Source organism: Cellulomonas timonensis (assembly GCF_900046455.1).
GTDB lineage: Bacteria > Actinomycetota > Actinomycetes > Actinomycetales > Cellulomonadaceae > Cellulomonas_A > Cellulomonas_A timonensis.
Map to the genome: position 1 here is coordinate 62,224 of NZ_FCOT01000011.1, position 20,160 is coordinate 82,383.

Below are 20,160 nucleotides of genomic sequence, written 5' to 3' on the forward strand. Positions count from 1 at the left end.
GCCGTGCCGGGAGCGGCTCGGCGCCCGTCAGCGCACGTCAGCGCCCGGTGGACTCCCGCACCACGAGCGACGGCATGAAGATGCTCTTGCGCACCGGCGCGTCGGTCCGGCCGGAGCGGTCGTCGAGCAGCCGCACCGCCTCGGCGGCCATCGCGTCGATGGGCTGGCGCACAGAGGACAACCGCGGCATGGTCAGCCGTCCCAGGAACGAGTCGTCATAGCTGACGACCTTCACCTGGTCGGGAACGACCACTCCGGCCTCGCGCAACGTGCTGAGCACCCCGACGGCGATGATGTCGGCGCCGCAGACGATGCCGTGCGGCAGCACGTCGCCGGCCAGGAGTTGGCGGGTGGCCTCCACGCCCCACTCGAAGCTGAACTCGCCGAGCAGCGCGGACCCGTGGACGCCGGGGCCGTCCGCGCCGCTATCGGGCTCCATGAGCTCGCGGAACGCCTTGTGCCGCTCGTAGGCGGTGCTGGTGCGGGGCTGGGCGCCCACGTAGACGATCGACGAGCAGCCCTGCTCGCGCAGGTGGACGACGCATTGGCGCAGCCCGTCGGCGTTGTCGCCGCCCACGTAGTCCGCCCCGGCGGCGTCCGCCCAGCGGTCGAGGAGCACCACGGGACCCTGTTGGACGGCCTGCTCGATGGCCGGCACGGAGTCGAACGCGGTCACGGGCACCACGATGAGGCCGTCGACCATGCGCTGGACGAGCAGCTCGATGCGCTGGGCCTCGGTCTCCACGGACTCGCGCGCGTCGCACAGGATGAGCGAGCGCCCGCTGTCGGCGAGCTCCTTCTCGACGGCCTCGACGGCCGCGGTGAAGTAGTCGTTGTTGATGGAGGGGACCACCATGCCGATGGTGTCGGTGCGCTGGGTCCGCAGCGCGCGGGCGAAGACGTTGGCGCTGTAGCCGAGGTCGCTGCTGGCCTTGAGCACGCGCCGGGCCATCTCGGGGTTCACGGACGGGCTGTGGGTCAGGGCGCGCGAGGCGGTCGCTGTGGAGACGCCCGCGGCTGCCGCGACGTCGCGCACGGTGACCTTGCGTGCCATCAGCGTTCCTCGTCCCTGCGTGTGGCCGCTTGTGATGCCGGGAATGCTACCGGCGCCGCGTTCGCGGTCTTTCGCCCCTCCGAGGGCGGTCCGGGTGGTGGCATCACTCTCAGTAATGGATTACTGAGACGGAACTGTAACCAGGCCGAGATCGCGGCGCAATGGCGGGAGCGGTCCCACGAGGGAGGCTTGACAAAGGCGAACACAGGGCCTTTGATCAAGCCCACATCGAGAGAACGATCTCTCGTGTGACTCCGAAGTAAAGGGTCGAGGCAATGAAGCCTGAGCGGTTCGACGTCACAGTCGTCGGGAGCGTCAACATCGACCTTGTCGCGTCCGTCGACGACCTCCCCCGACCCGGCGAGACCGTCTCCGCCACCGGCTACGCGCAGTTCCTCGGCGGCAAGGGCAGCAACCAGGCCATCGCCGCCGCCCGCCTCGGTCGTCGCGTCGCCTTCGTCGGCCTCACGGGCGACGACGCGGAGGCCGCAGAGGTCCGCACCGCGATGAGCCGCGAGGGCATCGACACCCGCCACCTCGGCGCCGCGTCCGAGACCCCCACCGGCCGCGCGCTGGTGCTGGTCGACTCCGCCGCCGAGAACAGCATCGTCGTGGTGGCCGGCGCCAACGGGCATGTCTCCGCGCGGCACGTCGAGGACGCCGGGGACACCGTCGCCGACGCCGCAGTCGTCGTCGCCCAGCTCGAGATCCCGCTCGCCGCGGTGCTCGCTGCCAGCCGGGCCGCGCGTGGCGCCTTCGTCCTCAACCCGGCGCCCGCACAAGCCCTCCCGGCCGAGATCCTCGACCAGGTCGACGTGCTCGTCGTCAACGAGATCGAGTACGAGGCCGTCACGGGGCGCCCGCTGCCCGCTGACATCGACGCCCTCGCCCGCGAGCTCGCCGCCGACACGACCCTCACCGCGTCCGTCGTGGTGACCGTCGGCGAGCGCGGCGCTTTCGTCTGGGACGGCCACGAGCTGACCCACGTGACAGCGCCCCGCGTCGCGGTCGTCGACACGACAGGCGCCGGCGACACGTTCATCGGGGCCCTCGCCGACGCGCTCAGCCGCGGCGAGGACCTCGTCACCGCGGCCCGCTGGGCCGCCCACGCTGGCGCGGTCTCGGTGGGATCCCTCGGGGCCACCACCGGGATGCCGCGACCCGAGGCGGTCCACGCCTCGCTCAGCCAGAGCGCGGAGCCGCCCAGCCCGCCGTCCGAGGCGCCCTGAACCACCCGTAATTCCCCCGCAATGAACACCAGTGCAAAGGAGCACGACATGAAGCAGCGACTGATAAGCGGGGTGGCGATCGCCGCAGCGGCCACCCTCACCCTCGCAGCGTGCGGAGGCGGAGGCGAAGCCGCCGAGGAAGGCTCGGGCGGCGTCGACGGCGCGCTTTCCGTGGTGAACGTCATCAACGGCCCCCTGGGCGACCAGGGGTTCTTCGACGACGCCGCCCGTGGCATGGCTGCCATGGAGAAGGCCGGCAGCAAGATCCAGAACATCCAGAGCGACGCCGAGAACCCCGCGCAGTGGCGGTCCAACCTCGAGTCGGTCTCCGGTGGCGACTGGGACGTCGTGATCGTCGGCACCTCGCAGTTCATCGACATCCTGGACGAGACGGCCCCGAAGTACCCCGAGCAGAAGTTCCTCATCTACGACTCCGTCGTGGAGCAGCCGAACGTCGCCTCGATCGTCTACCGCCAGAACGAGGGCGCGTTCCTCGCCGGCGTGCTCGCCGCGCAGGCCACGGTCAACCCGGACAAGTTCCCGCTCGCCACCGGCAGCAAGAAGGTCGGCATCGTCGGCGGCATGGACATCCCGGTGATCAACGACTTCGTCGTCGGGTTCAAGAAGGGCGCGGAGTCCGTGGACCCGGCCATCGAGGTGCTGGTCTCCTACGTTGGCGACTTCGTGGACTCGAACCGCGGATTCGACCAGGCCACCGCCATGTACGAGCAGGGCGCTGACGTCGTGTTCCAGGTCGCGGGCGGCGCCGGCATCGGCGTGCTGCGCGCAGCCGAGGACAGCGGCCGTTACGCCATCGGCGTGGACTCGAACCAGAACCCGCTGCACAAGGGCCACATCCTCGGCTCGATGCTGAAGAACATCGGCGTCTCGCTGCAGGGCGCCGTGGACGCCCACGCGGCCGGCACGCTCAAGTTCGGGGAGACCACCGAGTACGGCCTGCACAACGACGGTGTCAGCCTCACCTTCGAGGACAACGGCGACATCGTCCCGAAGGACATCCAGGACGAGATCGCGGCGTACTCGAAGAAGGTCGTCGACGGCGAGATCAAGGTCCCCACGGCGTACTGACGCCCCCACGGTGGCCGCCGCCCCGCCCCCTGTGGGCGGCGGCCACCGCACCTCCTTGAAGGCCACGACCCGAAGAGAGACGTCCCCCTCATGGCCACACCCCTGCTGGAGCTCCGCCACATCACCAAGGCCTTCGGGCCCAAGGTGGCGAACGATGACATCTCCTTGTCCGTGCTCCCCGGGCGGATTCACGCCCTCGTCGGCGAGAACGGCGCCGGCAAGACGACACTCATGACGATGATCGCGGGGACGGCCCAGCCCGACTCCGGCTCGATCCTGTTCGACGGCCGCGAGGTGCGGATCACCAGCCCCCAGAAGGCCTCCGCCCTGGGCATCGGCATGGTGCACCAGCACTTCAAGCTCGTGCCGTCCCTCACGGTCGCCGCCAACGTCTTCCTCGGGCGCGAGCTGCGCAGCAAGAGCGGCACCCTCGACGCGAAGCGCATGGAGGCCGAGGTCGCCGCGCTGAGCGAGCGCTTCGGGCTGGAGATCGACCCGCAGGCGAAGGTGTCGACGCTGTCCGTCGGGCTGCGCCAGCGGGTCGAGGTCCTCAAGGCGCTCAGCCACGACACCCGGCTGCTCATCCTCGACGAGCCCACCGCCGTGCTCACCCCCGGTGAGTCGGAGGAGATGTTCGCCGTCATCCGGTCGCTGGCCCAGAAGGGCTGCGCCGTCCTGTTCATCTCGCACAAGCTGGGCGAGGTGCTGGAGATCGCGGACACCATCACCGTGATCCGCGACGGCCGGTCCATCGACACCCGCCCGGCGGCGGGGCTCTCCCAGGCCGACATCGCGCAGATGATGGTGGGCCGTGAGGTGCTGCTGCGCATCGCGCACACCCCCGCGAATCCCGGCGCCACAGTGCTGGGCGTCGACGGGCTCACCGTCGTGGACGACCGCGGCGTCACCGTCATCGACGGCCTGTCGCTGCAGGTCCGCTCCGGCGAGATCGTCGGCATCGCCGGCGTGGAGGGCAACGGGCAGTCCGAGCTCGCCGCCGCCGTCGCCGGCATGCAGGGCATCGACGCGGGCCGCATCGCGCTGGCCGGCAAGGACGTCTCCGGCGCCACGGTCGCCGCCCGACGCGCCGCCGGCCTCGCCTACATCCCCGAGGACCGCCACGAGGTCGGCACCGGCCCCTCGTTGTCGGTCACCGAGAACCTCATCCCCACCCACCTCACCGCGCCGGTCGCCACGCACGGCTGGGTCAGCGCCAGCCGGTCCAACGCGTTCGCGCGGCGCATGATCGCCAACTTCGACGTGCGCGGCGCCCAGCCGTCCACGCCGATCCAGACGCTGTCCGGCGGGAACATCCAGAAGGTCGTCATCGCACGCGAGTTCGAGAGCGACCCGAAGCTGCTGATGGTCAGCCAGCCGACCCGCGGCGTCGACGTCGGCGCCATGGAGTTCGTGCACAACGCGATCGTGTCGCAGCGCGACCAGGGCGCCGGCGTGCTGCTGCTGTCCGCCGACCTCAACGAGGTCATGTCGCTGTCCGACCGCCTGCTGGTGATGTTCCGCGGCCAGATCGTCGCGGAGTTCACGCAGGAGAACATGAGCGAGGCGGCGGTGGGCCTCGCGATGGCGGGCATCGCCCCCGACCCGCAGGACATGGCCCGCGCGGAGGCGTCGCATGCCGCGATCGCCGCCGAGCGCGCCCAGGCCGACGCGGCAGCCACCGCGGCACTGGCCGCCGGCGGCGACGCCCCCGCGGCGCCGCATGAGGCGGCGCCCGCGGAGCAGGCTCCGGAGAGCCTCCAGCAGCGCCTGGCCCGAGCGGGCGGGGCAGCCCTGCGGGGATCGGCCCAGCCCGTGATGGCCATCGTGTTGTCGCTGCTCATCGGCGCCATCGTCATCTTGGCGCTCGGGCAGAACCCGATCGCCGCCTACAACGAGCTGTTCTTCTCGAACTTCCGCGCCCCGTTCGGGGTGGCCTCGTTGATCTCGCAGTTCATCCCGCTGGCCGTGCTCTCGGCGGCGGTGATCATCTCGTTCCGCGCCGGCTTCTTCAACATCGGCGGCGAGGGCCAGCTCTTCATCGGCGCGTTCTGCGGCGCCTGGGCGGGCTTCACGTTCACGGACCTGCCGGCGCCGCTGCTCACCGTGGTGATGATGGTGTGCGGGATGCTCGGCGCGATGATCTGGGGCGCGATCCCCGGCGCGCTGCTCGCCTTCTGGCGGGTGGACATCATCGTCACGACGCTCATGATGAGCACCATCGCGACGCTGCTCACCGCCTACCTGGTGACCGGCCCGTTCCGGGACCCGGGCGCCGGCCTGGCCGCCTCGCCGAAGATCCTCCCGGGCGCGCGATTGCCCATGTTCAGCGCGCCGTACGGGCTGGGCATGGACCTCGTGGTGGCGATGCTCATCGTGGTCGCCCTGGGCCTGGTGCTCACGCGCTCGGTGTGGGGCCTGCGGGTCCGCCAGCTCGGCGAGATGAACCGCTTCGCGGAGTACACGGGCGTCAACCCGAAGATGATGAGCATCCAGGTGATGGCCATCTCCGGCGCCGTCGCCGGGCTCGCCGGGACGCTGTTCGTGCTCGGCCCCAACGGCGGCCGGTTCCTGCAGACGTTCTCCCCCGGCTACGGGTTCCTCGGCATCACCGTGGCGCTGCTCGCCCGCCTCAACCCGTGGGCGGCCGTCCTGGCGGCGGCTTTCTACGCCAACATGATGGCCGGCTCGAACGCGATGCAGATCAACACCTCAGTGCCGTTCCCGCTGGTCAACGTCCTGCAGGGCCTGATCATCCTGTCGATCACCGCCGTGTTCCTGGTGGACCGCCGCACCCGTGACCGGATCCTGGCGATGCTGCCGGGCCGCCGCCGCGCGGCCGTGGCCACCGCCGGGGCCGGCTCCGCCGCCGTCGACACGGCCCCGCACAAGGAGCCCGTGCTGGCTGGCAGCCCCAGCGGCGCCACACCGCCAGACCCTGGTGGCACACCCCCCACGTCGCACCGCGGCGCCGACGCCGAGTCCCGAGGAGACCTCTGATGGACGTCCTGGAGCAGATCTTCACCGCGTCCATGCTCTTCGTCATCCTGATGAAGGTGGCCCCGCTGCTGCTCGCCGCGATCGGCGGCGCGTTCACCCAGCAGGGCAACATCCTCAACATCGGGCTCGAGGGCATGATGCTGATCGGCGCGTTCACGTCGATCGCCGTGGGCTCCGCCACGGGCAGCGCCCTGGTCGGGGTCGGCGCGGCAGTGGCCGCCGCACTCGTGCTGGCCATGATCTACGCAGGGGCGACCCTGTGGCTCAAGGCCGACTTCATCGTGGTCGGCATCGGTGTGAACCTGCTGGCCGCGGGTCTGTCGGTGTTCTTGCTGCAGGTCTTCTACGGCAACCCGGGCGTCACGCCGCCGCATGCCAGCATCCGGCTGCCGCGCATCTCCCTTGGCCCGCTCGCGGAGATCCCGGTGCTCGGCCCCGCGCTGCACAACCAGACAGCGCTCGTGTGGTTCGCGCTGCTGGTGGTGCCGATCGCCTCGATCGTGCTGTACCGCACCAAGTACGGCGTGCACCTGCGGGCGGTGGGCGAGGACGAGGCCGCCGCCGAGGCCGCCGGCATCGGGGTCCGCAAGGTCCGGTTCCAGAGCATCCTCATCTCGGGTGTCCTGTGCGGCATCGCCGGCGCACAGCTCGCGATGGCGACGCTCGGCTCGTTCACCGCGAACATGACCTCGGGCCGCGGGTTCATCGCGGTCGCGGCCCTCACCTTCGGACTGGGCAAGCCGGTGCGGACGATGGTCGCGGCGTTCATCTTCGGCGCGGCAGACGCCATCGCCGACCAGCTCGGCATCGCCGGGTTCAACTCCAACCTCGCGTTGATGACGCCGTACGTCATCACGATCATCGCGCTGGTCCTCGTGGGCATCCGGTTCCACAAGGTCCGCACCAAGGCGCCGTCAGCGACGCCGGCCCCGCAAACCGCCTGACCCCACCCCTCGCACCGCACGTCCCCACGGCGACGGCACGGCAGACGCCGTCGCTGTGGGCCCGTGCGCCCAGATCGCGCAAGGAGCACCACCATGACCGAACGCATCATCCTCGACTGCGACCCCGGGCACGACGACGCCCTGGCGATGATCCTCGCGGCGGGCAACCCCGGCATCGAGCTGATCGCCGTGACGACCTGCGCCGGGAACCAGACGCTGGCGAAGGTCACCCGCAACGCCCTGTCGGTGTGCGCCATCGCGGGCATCGACGTGCCCGTCGCGGCCGGCTGCCAGGGCCCGATGGTGCGCCCGCAGATGGTGGCGCCCGACATCCACGGCGACTCGGGCCTCGACGGCCCGGTGCTCCCCGCGCCGGTCCGCGAGCTGGACCCCCGGCACGCGGTGGACCTCATCATCGACGAGGTGATGGCCGCCGAGCCCGGCACCATCACGCTGGTCCCCACGGGCCCGCTGACCAACATCGCCCTGGCGATGAACAAGGAGCCGCGCATCGTCGAGCGGGTCAAGCAGGTCGTCCTCATGGGCGGCGGCTACACCCGGGGCAACCGCACCCCGGCGGCGGAGTTCAACATCATCGCCGACCCGGAGGCCGCACAGGCCGTGTTCGCCGGGGCCTGGAAGGTCGTCATGGTGGGGCTGGACCTCACGCACCAGGCGACCGCCGACGCGGAGGTCGTGGAGCGGATCGCGGCCATCGGCTCGCCGCTCTCGGAGTTCGTGGTGGAGATCCTCAAGTTCTTCGGCAAGACGTACCGCGAGCACCAGGGCTTCGACGCCCCGCCCGTGCACGACCTGTGCTGTGTGGCCTGGCTCGTGGACCCGAACGTGTTCACCACCCGCAGCGCGTTCGTCGCCGTGGAGCTCACCGGGACGTGGACCACCGGTATGACGGTCACCGACTTCGAGTTCCTGCTGGGCCAGGCGCACAACACCGACGTGGCCGTCCAGCTCGACAAGCCGCTGCTGTGGGACATGACCGTCGACGCCATCGCCACGCTCTCCGCCCAGAAGGCCGGCTGACCATGACCGAGATCATCTTCGACTGCGACACCGGCGTCGACGACGCCATGGCGATCATGTACGGCGCCGGCAACGGCGCGCAGTTCGTCGCGTGCACCGTCACGCACGGCAACGTGCCCGTGCACGTGGGCGCCCGCAACACGCTGACCATCCTCGACGCGGTGGGCCTCACCGACGTGCCGGTGCACCAGGGGGCCGCGCGCCCGATGGCGCAGCCGCTGCTCACCGCCGAGTTCGTGCACGGCCACGACGGACTGGGCGACGCCGGGCACCCGCAGTCGTCACGCGAGCTGGCGGGCACGCTGGCCGCCGCGGAGATCGTCCGGCTGGCCCGCAGCCGCCCCGGCGAGCTCACGCTCGTGGCCGTCGGCCCGCTCACCAACATCGGGCTGGCGCTGCTGCTTGAGCCCGAGCTGCCGCGCCTGATCCGCCGCGTGGTGGTGATGGGCGGCGCCGCCGGGGTGCCCGGGAACGCGTCGGAGACCGGCGAGGCGAACATCTGGCACGACCCGGAGGCCGCGCAGCTCGTCCTCGACGCGCCGTGGGACCTGGTGCTGGTGGGCCTCGAGATCACGATGAGCACCGCCATGCCGCCCGAGGTCGTGGCCCGGCTGGAGGCCGTCGACACCCCGCACGGCCGGATGCTGTGGCAGTCGATGCAGCACTACATCGACGTGTACGAGCCGCTGGTGGGCATGCGGACGTGTGTGCTGCACGACCCGCTGGCCATGGCCCTGGCCCTGGACCCGGACCTGGCGACGTACCGCCTGGTGCGGGCCAGCATCGAGCTGCGCGGCGAGAAGACCCGCGGCCAGGTCGTCGCGGACCTGCGCGGCTACGAGGCCGACCCGGTCGACCCGCTTGAGCCCGGCGTGGTGCGCCTCGTCGACACGCTCGACCTCCCCGCCTTCCACGAGAAGTTCCTGCGCGCGCTCGGCGCCTGACCCGCCGACCGCCTGACCGCCTGACCGGCCTCACCGCCGAGACGAAGGAGTGACCATGGCCATCCCCGTCATCATCGACACGGACCCGGGCATCGACGACGCCCTGGCCCTCATGCTCGCCGTGGCGAGCCCCGAGCTGGACCTGCGGGCGGTCACCACCGTCGGCGGCAACACCGGCCTGGCCCACACCACCGAGAACGCGCTGCGGCTCATGCACCTGCTCGGCCGGGACGACGTGCCGGTGGCCGCGGGCGCCGATGTGCCGCTCGTGCGCCGCGACTCCGCCCCCGACCCGAACACCCACGGCGAGGACGGGTTCGGCGGCGTGCGGCTGGCTCCCGCGCCGCGCGGCGTGGACGCCCGATCGGCCGTGCAGCTCATGGTCGACGTGATCGAGGGCTCGGCGGAGCAGGTGACGCTCATCGCGCTGGGCCCGCTGACGAACGTCGCGGTGCTGATCGCCGCGTTCCCGGACGTCGCCGCGAAGCTCGAGCGCATCGTCCTCATGGGCGGCGGCGCCCGGGTGATCGGCAACATGACGCCCGCCGCCGAGTTCAACATCTGGTACGACCCGGACGCCGCGGCGCGGGTCTTCGCTGCGGGCATCCCCGTGACGATGGTCGGCCTGGACGTCACGCACTTCGCGCTCACCGCCCCCGAGGACTGGGACGGCCTGCGCGGCGGCGGGCCCGTCGCCCAGGCGGTGCTGGGGATGGTCGAGTTCTACACCGCCTACCACCTGGCGATGTCGGGCAACCCGTCCACGGCGCAGCACGACTCGCTGGCGGTGGCGGCGGTCATCCAGCCGAGCCTGGTGACGACTCGCAGCCTCTACGTCGATGTGGAGTGCGCCGGGGCCCTCACGCGCGGCATGACGGTCGTGGACGTGGACAACGTCGCCAAGGCCGCCCCCAACGCCGACGTGGCCCTCGAGGTGGACGCCGACGCCTTCAACCGGCTGTTGGTCTCCCGCGTCGTCGAGCTCGACGCCCGCCTGCGCTGACGCCCGGACCAGCACCACCAGCACGACAGGAGAGCACCACATGGCACTGAAGATGATCCTCGACTGCGACACGGGCGTCGACGACACCCTCGCGATCCTCTACGCGTCGCTGCACCCCGAGATCGACCTGATCGGCCTCGGCTCGGTGTGGGGCAACGTCGACGTGGCGACCGCCACCCGCAACTGCCTGCACACCGTGCACATGGCGGGCCGCCCGGACGTTCCCGTGGCCGCCGGCGCCGCGGGCCCCATCGCGGGCGGCGAGGCCGTGTTCGCGTACCACGTGCACGGCGACGACGGCCAGGGCAACGCGGGCTCCGGCCGTGAGGTCGGCGCCGTCGTCCCCGGCAGCGCCGCCGAGCAGATCGTGCGGCTCGTCACCGCGAACCCGGGCGAGGTGGAGATCGTCGCGGTGGGCCCGCTCACCAACCTGGCGATCGCCCTGGGCCTGTGCCCCGAGCTGCCGAGCCTGGTGCGGGGCGTGACCATCATGGGCGGCGCCGCCGACGCCCCCGGCAACGTCACCGAGGTGGCCGAGGCCAACATCTGGTGCGACCCGGAGGCCGCCGCTGCCGTCTTCCACGCCCCGTGGCGGCTGACGATGGTGGGCCTGGACGTCACGATGCGCACCACGCTCGACGACTCGCACCGCGCGCGGCTCGACGCGGGCGGCACCCTCGGCCAGTACGTGTCGCGGATCCTCGACTTCTACTTCGAGTTCTTCGCCGGGGCGGCGTTCGGCGAGCGCCGCAGCTGCATGCACGACGCGCTGGCCGTGGCCATCGCCGCCGGCACGCTCGTGCCGGACCTCGCCCCCACCGTGAACGCCTACGTCGTCACCGGCGACGGCCCCACCCGTGGGCAGACCGTCTGCGACACGCGCGGCAAGTACATGGGCTTCCCCGCCCAGGAGGGCGCGCACTGCCAGGTGGTGCTGGAGAGCGACCCGCACTTCGGCGACCAGGTCGTCGCCCTTATCGCCGCCGCCGGCGACTCCGCCATCCCGCTCGACAAGGAGACCTCCCAGTGATCGATCTGACAGACCAGGTGGCGCTCGTCACCGGAGCCGGCCGGGGCATCGGCCGGTCCATCGCGGTCTCGCTCGCGGAGGCGGGGGCGGCTGTCGTCGTCACCGACCTCGGGCGCCCCGTCGAGGGCCTCACCTATGACCTGGCCTCGAACGACGACCTCGCCGAGACGGTCCGGCTCATCTGCGACGCGGGCGGCCGGGCGGAGAGCGTCTACGCCGATGTCCGCGACCACGCGGCGCTCGAGGCGGCGGTGCGCACGGCCACGGACTCCTACGGGCGGCTCGACCTGGTCGTCGCCAACGCCGGGGTCGCGAGCTGGCCCGAGCTGACGTGGAAGGCCACCCCCGAGCAGTGGCAGACGATGATCGACGTCGTCCTCACCGGCACCTGGAACACCGTGCGGGCCGCCGTCCCGGCGATCCTCGAGGGCGGGCGCGGCGGGTCCCTCGTCTTCGTCGGCTCCACAGCCGCCGTGAAGCCGCTGCCCACCATCGGGCATTACGCGGCGGCGAAGTACGGGACGGTGGGCCTGCTCAAGAGCCTCGCGCTCGAGCTCGCGGGCGACAGCATCCGGGTCAACGCCGTCCACCCGGGCGGCACCGGCACCGACATGACGCAGAACCCGGCGGCCGAGCACTGGCAGGCCACCGCCAAGGGCGTTGGCGGCGCCCTGGAGCTGCCGCTGCCCATCCACCGCATGGAGCCCGTCGACGTGGCGCACGCCGTCCGGTGGCTGTGCTCCTCGGAGGCCAGGTACATGACCGGCGCCGAGCTGGTGCTGGACGCCGGGGCGACGCTGCGTTGAGCCACCACGACAGCGAGCGGCCAGCCCGTCGCGCCGGACCCCGCCACCCGGGGCCACGGCGTGACGGGTTGACCCTCGCTGTCTTCGTGCTCGTCCTGGTCAGCGCGCTGCTGCAGGGCAGCCTGGGCGGCCTGATGCCGTTCCTCCAGGCGGACATCCCGATGTCGCACACCATCGGGAGCCTGCACATCACGGCGCTGGCCGTGGGCGGGCTGCTCGCGGCGACCGTCGCCGAGCGGGTCCGACGACGGCACGGGCGGATGCCGATCCTCATCGGCGCGGCAGTGCTCGGCGCCACGGGGGCCGCGCTGATCTCCACCGCGCAGACCGCCGTGATGAGCGTGGGCGCGCTCGTGCTGGTCGGGTTCGCCATGAGCTCCACCCTCATCGCGGGCCAGGCGCTGCTGGTCGCCCTGCACGGGCGGCATGGCGCGCAGATGATCGGCGAGCTCAACGTGGCCTACAGCATCGGGGCCGTGGCCGCCGCCGCCGCCCTCCCGGTGGTGGCGGCCACGGCCCTGGGCTGGCGCGGGTTCCCCGCTGTGCAGGCCGCGCTGCTGCTCGTGGTGGTGGTGCCCCTGCTGCTGCGGGGGCGCGCCGCCATGGACGCCGACTCCACCGGGGCCGCCGGTCGCCAGGCGGCGTCCACCCTGCGCCGGCCCCGGGCCGCCTACGCGGCCATGTGCCTGAGCGTGGCCGTGGAGTGGTCCTTCATCTTCTGGACGGCCACCCACCTGGTGGACGTCGGCGGCTTCTCGGCGCCCACCGCCGCCGGGGCCGCGTCGGTGATGTGGGCGGCCATCGTGGCCGGCCGCGTGCTCGGCAGCAGGCTCGTCGGGGTGCTCGGCGCGCCGCCTGTGCTGGTGGCCTCGCTGCTGGTGGGCCTGGCGGCAGTCGCCGTCCTCACCTTCGCGACCACCCCGTTCCTCGCCGTGCTCGCCGCCGGCCTGGGCGGGCTCGCCGCCGCCAACCTCTACCCGGCGTCGATCGCCCTGGTCGTCAGCGGATTCCCCCACCGGCCCGATGCGGCCGTCGCGCGGGCCTCGCTGCTCACCTCGGCCACCTCGATCGCCTTCCCGCTGATGCTCGGCGCCCTCGCCGACGTCGCGGGCCTCCAACTCGCGTTCATGGCCGTCCCCGTGACGGCCCTGCTCGCGCTCGGCGCCATCCGGATCGCCGGACCGGCGCCCACCGCGAAACCGAATGTCGCGGCTTCCGACCAGACCGACCAGAACTACCAAGGAGCCACCACATGAGCACCACCCCTGTCGTCCTGTCCGAAGCCGTCGCCGACGCCCTCGCCGAGGGCCGCCCGGTTGTCGCCCTCGAGTCGACGATCATCAGCCACGGCTTCCCGCGCCCGCGGAACCTCGGCGCCGCCCGCCACTTCGAGCAGCTGCTCGTCGACGACGGCGTCACCCCCGCCACCATCGCCGTGATCGACGGCGTGCTGCGGGTGGGCCTCGAGGACGAGCACATCGTCCGCATCGCCGAGGACACCTCCGTCATCAAGGTGTCCAGCCGCGACCTCGGCATCGCCATGGTCAAGAAGGTCACCGGCGCCACCACCGTCGCGGCGACGGCCCTGCTCGCACACGCCGCGGGCATCCGGGTCTTCTCCACCGGCGGCCTGGGCGGCGTGCACCGCGGCGCCCAGGAGTCCTTCGACGAGTCGGCCGACCTGACCATGCTGTCGAAGCTGCCGATCACCGTGATCTCCGCGGGCGCCAAGTCGATCCTCGACATCCCGGCGACCCTCGAGCGGCTCGAGTCCCTCGGCGTCACGGTGCTCGGGTACCGCACCCAGCGGTACCCGGGCTTCTACCTGACCGACTCGGGACACTCCATCGACTGGCAGGTCGAGACCCCGGAGGAGATCGCGGGCGTCATGGCCGCGCACGACTCGATTGGCTCGACGCACGCCGTCCTCGTGGCCAATCCGCTGCCCGTCAGCCAGCAGCTCGACCCCGAGCTGCACGACCGCGTCCTCGCCGCCGCGTTCGAGGCCGCCGAGGCGCAAGGTGTGGGCGGCAAGGAGGTCACCCCGTTCCTCCTCGCGTACCTGGTGCAGCACACCGAGGGCAAGAGCCTGGACGTCAACATCGACATCGCCAGCAACAACATCACCCTCGGTGGCCAGATCGCGACCGCGTGGGCCGGTCGTGGCGCCGCGCAGCGCTGACGGCGCCCCGACGGGCGGGCCGGGAGGTGTCCTCGTCGTCGGGGACGTCATCAACGACATCCTGGTCCGCCCGCTCGCCGGGGTGACGGTCGACTCCGACACGCGTGCGGAGATCGTCCGGAGCCCCGGCGGGTCCGCCGCCAACCAGGCGTGCTGGCTGGGGCGCCTGGGCAACCAGGTCACGTTCGTGGGCCGTGTCGGGGCGTTCGACCACGCGTTCCACACGGACTTCCTGGCGGGGTTCGGGGTCGACGCGCGGCTCGCTGTCGACACAGCAGCCGAGACGGGGACCATCGTCATCATGGTCGACCCCGAGGGCCGGCGGACGATGCTCACGGACCGCGCGGCGAACCTCAACCTCACCGCGGACGACGTCCCCGCCGATCTGCTCGGCTCGGCGTCGATGCTGCATCTCACCGGATACTCGTACTTCGAGACCGGGGTGCGCGGCGCCGCGATGACCCTCATGGACCGGGCCCGGATCCTGGGCACCCCGGTGTCCGTGGACCCGAGCTCGGTGTCGTTCCTGCGCGAGGTGGGGGCGGAGCAGTTCCTGCGCTGGACGGCGGGGGCGCAACTCTGCTTCCCGAACCGGGACGAGGCGGAGGCCCTCACGGGGACTTCCGACCCGATGCTCGGCGCGGCCCGGCTCACTGAGCACTATGGGACGGCGGTGGTCACCCTCGACGGCGACGGCTGCGTCGGGGCGAGCGCCGGGTCCGAGCCGGTGCACGTCCCGGCGGACCGGGTCGCCGCCGTGGACACCACCGGCGCCGGCGACGCGTTCTGCGCCGGGTTCCTGGACCACTGGTCCCGGGAGCCGGAGCCGGTTGAGGCTGCCCGGGCGGGGGCCCGGGTGGCGCGGGAGGCGGTCGCCAAGATGGGCGCCCGTCCGTCCCGCGTCGAGGTCAGCGGCTCCACGCCATAGCCGTTGACCAGACGCCGGGCCGGCCCTGCGGGGGTCGGCCCGGCGTCACGTCATCGGTCACACCGTCCCCCGAGGGCGCTGTCAGCCCGCGCGCACCGACAGCGTGCTGGCGCCGTCGGGCAGCCGCCGCACCTCGATCCGCTCCGCGATGGACGCCTTGAGCGCCTCGACGTGCGAGACCACGCCCACCACCCGGCCACCGGCGCGCAGCCGGCCCAGCTCGGCGAGCACCGCGTCGAGGGTGTGCGGGTCCAGTGAGCCGAAGCCCTCGTCGACGAACAGCGTCCCCAGGTCGATGCCGCCCGCCTCGGCGGTGACCACGTCGGCCATGCCCAGGGCCAGGCACAACGACACGTAGAACGTCTCCCCTCCGGAGAGCGTCCGCGGGTCGCGCGTCGTCTCGGTGCGGTGGTCGATCACGCGCATCGACAGGCCGGTGCGCCGGGTGCGGACGTCCTCGCGCTCGTCGCTGCGCACCAGCTCGAACCGGCCGTCGGACATCACGGCCAGGCGGTCGTTCGCCGCCGCCACCACATCCTCGAATCGTCGGACCAGCACGAACGTCGCCAGGGTGAGCGCCCGGGCGTTGTCCCCGCCCGATGCGGCGGCGAGGCCGGCCACCCGGGTCACGGGCGCCGCGCCGGCCAGCGCGCCCTCCAGCGCCTTCGACGCCTCCGCCACCTGCGCCAGCGACGTCCGCGCCGCCGCGGCACGCTCGGCGGCGAGCGCGGCGGCGCCCGCCAGGCGGGTGGCCTCGGCGGCGCGGGCGGTGTGCTCGGCGCGGGCCGCGGCGACCCGGGCCTCCAACTCGGCCGGGTCGGGGCCGGGATCGGGCAGGCTCGCGAGGGCCGGGTCCGCGAGCTCGGCGCGCACGCGCTCGACGGCCGCCTCATGCTGGCGCACGGCCTCCTCCAGCGCGGTCAGCGCCTCCGGGGCCAGCAACGAAGCCCGTGCGTCCTCCGCGTCGAGGAAGCCGTGCTCGGCGAGTCCCTGCTCGAGCTCGGCGGTGCGCGTCAGGCGGTCACGGGTGGCCCGCTCCACGTCTCCGAGGGCGTCCAGGACGGCGGTGGCCGCCGTGATCCTGGCCCGGAGCGCGTCCTGCCGGGCCTGGACCGTGGGGCTGCCGGCGCGGGCCTCGTCGACGTCCCGCTCATCGCGAACCAGTGCCGCGTCGAGCGCTGTGGCCCGCGCCTGCTCCGCGGCGCAGAGCTGCTCGAGCTCGCCGCGGCGGCCGCGCGCGATCTCCGTCTCCTCGTCATGCGCGGCCAGGGCCGCCTGCGCGGCCAAGCGGTCCGCCTCGCCCGACTCCGCCATGCCCACGAGCATCTGCGCCTGGGCCAGCCTGCCCTTGGCCTGCTCGACGCTGAGCCCCTCGGCTGCCTCCTGCGCGGCGGCGAGGCGCTCGGTCAGCGCGGCCACCTCGGCGGCCTGCTCGGCGAGGACCGTCTCGGCATGGGCCCGCTCCTGTGACGCGCGCTCGACGTCCTCGGCGGTGATGCCCGCCGCGTCGACCGGCGCCTTGGCGGGGTGCTCGCGCGCCCCGCACACCGGGCACGGATCCCCCGAGGCCAGCCCACCGGCCAGCTCCCCGGCGATCCCGGCGATGCGCGCGTCACGCGCCTGCGCCTCATGCTCCACCGCCCGGTGCGCGGCGATGGCCGCCGCGCCCTGGATCCGGGTCGCCTCGTCGAGCTCCTGGGCGGTGCGCTCCGCCACGCCCGCCGCCGCCAGCAGAGCCTCGGCGGCCTTCTCCTCGGCGCGGCGCCCGCTGAGCTCGCTCATCAGCTCGGTGGCCGTCGCGAGCTGGGACACGATCTCCGCCCGCTCGGCTGGCCGCGTGGTGAGCACGTCCGCGAGCCGGTCCGCCTCGCTGCGCGCGGTGGCCAGCGACGTGTGCAGGTCCCGCGCCTCGCGGCGCCGCTCCGGCAGATCTGCCTCGAGCGCGACCAGGCGGGTCAGGGTCGCCGCCGTCTGCTCGTCCCGACGGCGGGGGGCGTCCGGCGCGGCGGTGAGCTGCGCGACCAGGTGCGTCGGGTCCACGGGCTCGTCGCCGGGCAACTCCTGCGGATGCCGCCCCAGCAGCCCGAACACGCGCGAGGTGGCCGGCAACAGCCCTGTTGGCGCCGCGGCGACGGCGGCGTGCACGGCGGACTCGGCGCTGGCCTGCGCGCGCACGGCGCCGTCCAGGCCGTTCATCAACGAGCGGACGGCAAGCGCCCGGCGCCCCCGGTCGCGGCGCTCCACGTCCTGCGCGTGGGCGCCGGCCAGGGCCTCCAGCTCGTCCCGCTCGGCGCGCAGACGGCTGCGGCGGGCCAGCGCGGCAGCCACCGTGGTGAGGCTGTCGAGCGTCGCGGCCGCCTCCGTGGCGCCGAGCTCACCCCGCGCCTGGTCGGCCTGGGCCTGCCGGGAGTGCTCCATCAGCCGCTCCACGTGGCCCTGGGCGAGCGCCACCGCCTGCCCGGCCTCATCGGCGGCGGCGACCTCGAGCTCGTGGGCGGCCGCGTCGTCGAGGGCCGCCGCGCCGGCGAAATGCGCGGCGGCGCTGCGCAGCGATCCCCGGGCCTCGGTGACGGCCCGCTGCGCCTCCCGGCGCATCTCCTCGAGCCGCTGCTGCATCTTCTCGTACACCTCGGTGCCGAAGATCTTCTGCAGCAGGCTGCGCCGATGCTCCGGGTCAGCGCGCAGGAAGCTCGCGAACTCACCCTGCGGCAGCACGATCGTCTGGACGAACTGCGCCCGGTCCAACCCGATGATCCGCTGCAACTCGGCCCCGGCCTCGTCGAGCCGGGTCGAGAGGATCTCGCCGTCGGACGCGTCCGCGTCGTCCAGGACCTCCACCGGCAGCCGCCACAACTTCACCGTCGACTGCTGCCGCGCGGTGCCCGTCCCCCGCTTCTTGGGCCGGTCATAGGCCGGGGTGCGGCGCACCCGGAAGACGCCCGCGCCGGTCTCGAAGACCAGGTCGACCACGCTCTCCACGTCCTCGGCGGCGAACGCCGAGCGCAGACGCTCCTCACTGGCGGCCGGTGAGGCGACCTTGCCGTACAGCGCGAACACGATCGCGTCGATGATCGTCGACTTGCCGGCGCCCGTGGGGCCCTCCAACAGGAACAGCCCGGAGGCGCCCACCGCCGTGAAGTCGATGACATGCCGGCCCGCGAACGGCCCGATGGCCTGGAGCTCGAGTGTGCGCAGATACATCAGGCGCTCCGCTCGGCGGCCGTGACCTGCTCATACGCCTGGCGCAGCACCGCGGCCTCGGCCACCGTGGGCGCCTGCCCGCTGACATGCTCGACGAACTCCGCCGCGACCTCCAGCACGTCATGCGCCTGCGTGACGGCCCCGGCGCGCACGGCGCCGCCCACCCGCTCGGGCGGGCGGTGCTGGATCACCAGGGCGTGCGGGAACCGGTCCTTGACCCGGCGGTACAGATCCTCGGGCCGATGCGCGTCGGTCACTGTCACCCGCAGCCAGTCGTCGGTGTGGCCCTCGCCCGCGGCGCCCAGCAGCTCGTCGATCGGCCCGGTGAGCTCGGCCAGGCGGCGCGGCACCGGCGCCGGGATGAGCCGCGCGGCGGAGGCGTCGGGCAGGGCGTCCACGTCGAGCAACACCGTGGACTTGACCTGCCGCAGCTCGGAGAACGAGTAGGCCAGCGGGGAGCCGGAGTACCGCAGCAGCGGGCTCGGCCCGGGGCTGGCAGCAGCCTCAAGGCCGGGATCGGCCCCGACGCGCTGCGCCCCGTGCAGGTGCCCCAGCGCCACGTAGTCGACCCCCCGGAACACGCCCGAGGGCACCACGTCCACGCCGCCCACCCGGATGTCCCGCTCGGAGTCGCTCGGCAGCCCGCCCACCACGAAGGCGTGCGCGACCACGACCGCGCGCGGCCGCGGGGACCCGGCGCGCGCGGCGTCCGCGACCCGTCGGGCTAGATCGGCCCGCACGCGGTCCATCGCCGCGCCCATCACCGCCTCATGCGATCGCGCCAACGGCTCGGCGGCGCCGTCCTCCGCGAGGTCGCGGCGCACCACGTCGGGGTCCAGGTACGGCAGCGCGTACACGAGCACGTCCCCGCGCTCGTCGGGCAGCATGACCGGCTCGGCCAGGCCCGACACGCGGCTGCGGACCCGCACGCGCTCCCGCATGAGTGCCGCCCCGAAGCCCAGCCGGGCCGCGGAGTCGTGGTTGCCGGGGGTGAGGATGACAGTGGTGTGCTCGGCGAGGCGCGCGAGCGTCTCGGACAGGAGCATCACGGCCTCGACGGGCGGCACGGCGCGGTCGTACACGTCGCCGGCGACGAGCACCGCGTCGACCTGCTCATCCCGGGCGACCTCGACGAGGTGGTCGAGGTGGGCCGCCTGATGGTCGAGCAGGTCCACCCCGTGCAGGGTGCGGCCCAGATGCCAGTCAGAGGTGTGCAGGAGCCGCATGTCGCGAACCTAGTCGAGACCTCCGACGGGTGCGGAACCAGGCGTGGCCCTCAGGGCTCAGGCGCTGACGGACTCGTCCTCGAGGTCGAGCTCCCCGCCCATGCCGATCATGTCCAGCAGGCCTGTGACCGTGCGGTTCGGATCCCGCAACGTGACCCGTCGGCCCTGCTCGCCCGCCGCGAGGTGCACCTGCAGGATGAACGCGAGCCCCGTGGAGTCGATGAACGTGACGTCCGTGGCATCGACCACCACCCGGGCTGGGCTGGTGAGGGTGTGGGCCATCGACTGGCTCGCCTGCTCCCGCAGTGCCGCGTCGACCTCGCCCCAGAGTCGTACCGTGACGACTCCGTCGGCCTCAGCAACCTCGATCCCGCCCGCTGCGGCGGTCTTCTCGATCAGGTACATCTCTCCCCAGCCATGTCTCTCGCCCACCCCCGGCGCGCCGGAGGTCTGTGGGCCCGCACGGACCGGTCCATCACATTACCG

At 72.8% G+C, this 20,160-nt stretch carries 16 protein-coding genes; 12 read left to right on the forward strand and 4 right to left on the reverse strand.

Annotated elements, in window-relative coordinates; translation table 11 throughout:
- Nucleotides 1-37: 37 nt before the first annotated feature.
- On the reverse strand, nt 38-1,054 hold the full coding sequence (locus tag BN3788_RS05820) for a LacI family DNA-binding transcriptional regulator (RefSeq protein ID WP_066582986.1): 1,017 nt from the start codon (nt 1,052-1,054) through the stop codon (nt 38-40).
- 275 nt (nt 1,055-1,329) lie between these two features.
- On the opposite strand from BN3788_RS05820, the gene BN3788_RS05825 reads away from it, so the two are divergent.
- The 12 genes from BN3788_RS05825 to BN3788_RS05880 all read left to right on the forward strand — a co-directional run bounded on the left by BN3788_RS05825 (nt 1,330) and on the right by BN3788_RS05880 (nt 15,247).
- Entirely contained in the window at nt 1,330-2,283 is a 954-nt protein-coding gene (locus BN3788_RS05825) for a ribokinase (RefSeq protein WP_066582987.1), read from the forward strand.
- A 48-nt stretch (nt 2,284-2,331) separates the two neighbouring features.
- A complete protein-coding gene (locus BN3788_RS05830) occupies nt 2,332-3,372 on the forward strand; it encodes a BMP family lipoprotein (protein WP_159066859.1) in 1,041 nt (346 codons plus the stop codon).
- A gap of 90 nt (nt 3,373-3,462) precedes the next feature.
- Nucleotides 3,463-6,369, forward strand: coding sequence for an ATP-binding cassette domain-containing protein (locus tag BN3788_RS18535; RefSeq protein WP_082812635.1), 2,907 nt, complete (start codon nt 3,463-3,465; stop codon nt 6,367-6,369).
- Nucleotides 6,369-7,313, forward strand: coding sequence for an ABC transporter permease (locus tag BN3788_RS05840; protein WP_066582991.1), 945 nt, complete (start codon nt 6,369-6,371; stop codon nt 7,311-7,313). Before BN3788_RS18535 ends, BN3788_RS05840 begins: the two co-directional genes overlap by 1 nt.
- A 93-nt stretch (nt 7,314-7,406) precedes the next feature.
- Nucleotides 7,407-8,354 (forward strand): nucleoside hydrolase, encoded by a 948-nt coding sequence (locus tag BN3788_RS05845; protein WP_066582993.1) that lies wholly within the window; start codon nt 7,407-7,409, stop codon nt 8,352-8,354.
- A gap of 2 nt (nt 8,355-8,356) precedes the next feature.
- Nucleotides 8,357-9,298, forward strand: a complete 942-nt coding sequence (locus tag BN3788_RS05850) for a nucleoside hydrolase (protein ID WP_066582994.1) — start codon at nt 8,357-8,359, stop codon at nt 9,296-9,298.
- A gap of 55 nt (nt 9,299-9,353) precedes the next feature.
- Nucleotides 9,354-10,301 carry a nucleoside hydrolase gene (locus BN3788_RS05855; RefSeq protein ID WP_066582996.1) on the forward strand — a complete coding sequence of 316 codons (948 nt, stop codon included), beginning with the start codon at nt 9,354-9,356 and terminating at the stop codon, nt 10,299-10,301.
- A gap of 40 nt (nt 10,302-10,341) precedes the next feature.
- Nucleotides 10,342-11,331 carry a nucleoside hydrolase gene (locus tag BN3788_RS05860; RefSeq protein WP_066582997.1) on the forward strand — a complete coding sequence of 330 codons (990 nt, stop codon included), beginning with the start codon at nt 10,342-10,344 and terminating at the stop codon, nt 11,329-11,331.
- Nucleotides 11,328-12,137 carry a mycofactocin-coupled SDR family oxidoreductase gene (locus tag BN3788_RS05865; RefSeq protein WP_066582998.1) on the forward strand — a complete coding sequence of 270 codons (810 nt, stop codon included), beginning with the start codon at nt 11,328-11,330 and terminating at the stop codon, nt 12,135-12,137. The genes BN3788_RS05860 and BN3788_RS05865 overlap by 4 nt, the downstream gene beginning before the upstream one ends.
- A 68-nt stretch (nt 12,138-12,205) precedes the next feature.
- Complete coding sequence (locus tag BN3788_RS05870) at nt 12,206-13,393, forward strand: MFS transporter (RefSeq protein ID WP_066582999.1); 1,188 nt, start codon at nt 12,206-12,208, stop codon at nt 13,391-13,393.
- Entirely contained in the window at nt 13,390-14,319 is a 930-nt protein-coding gene (locus BN3788_RS05875) for a pseudouridine-5'-phosphate glycosidase (protein WP_066583002.1), read from the forward strand. The genes BN3788_RS05870 and BN3788_RS05875 overlap by 4 nt, the downstream gene beginning before the upstream one ends.
- A complete protein-coding gene (locus BN3788_RS05880) occupies nt 14,270-15,247 on the forward strand; it encodes a carbohydrate kinase family protein (protein ID WP_082812637.1) in 978 nt (325 codons plus the stop codon). Before BN3788_RS05875 ends, BN3788_RS05880 begins: the two co-directional genes overlap by 50 nt.
- 81 nt (nt 15,248-15,328) lie before the next feature.
- Here the strand turns inward: BN3788_RS05880 and BN3788_RS05885 are convergent, their stop codons facing one another.
- The 3 genes from BN3788_RS05885 to BN3788_RS05895 are packed head-to-tail and all read right to left on the reverse strand — an operon-like array spanning nt 15,329 to nt 20,079.
- Nucleotides 15,329-18,448: an AAA family ATPase gene (locus tag BN3788_RS05885; protein WP_066583007.1), complete on the reverse strand. Its 3,120-nt coding sequence runs from the start codon at nt 18,446-18,448 to the stop codon at nt 15,329-15,331.
- Nucleotides 18,448-19,674 (reverse strand): exonuclease SbcCD subunit D, encoded by a 1,227-nt coding sequence (locus BN3788_RS05890; protein ID WP_066583008.1) that lies wholly within the window; start codon nt 19,672-19,674, stop codon nt 18,448-18,450. Before BN3788_RS05890 ends, BN3788_RS05885 begins: the two co-directional genes overlap by 1 nt.
- A gap of 57 nt (nt 19,675-19,731) precedes the next feature.
- Nucleotides 19,732-20,079 (reverse strand): STAS domain-containing protein, encoded by a 348-nt coding sequence (locus BN3788_RS05895; protein ID WP_066583009.1) that lies wholly within the window; start codon nt 20,077-20,079, stop codon nt 19,732-19,734.
- Nucleotides 20,080-20,160: the final 81 nt, after the last annotated feature.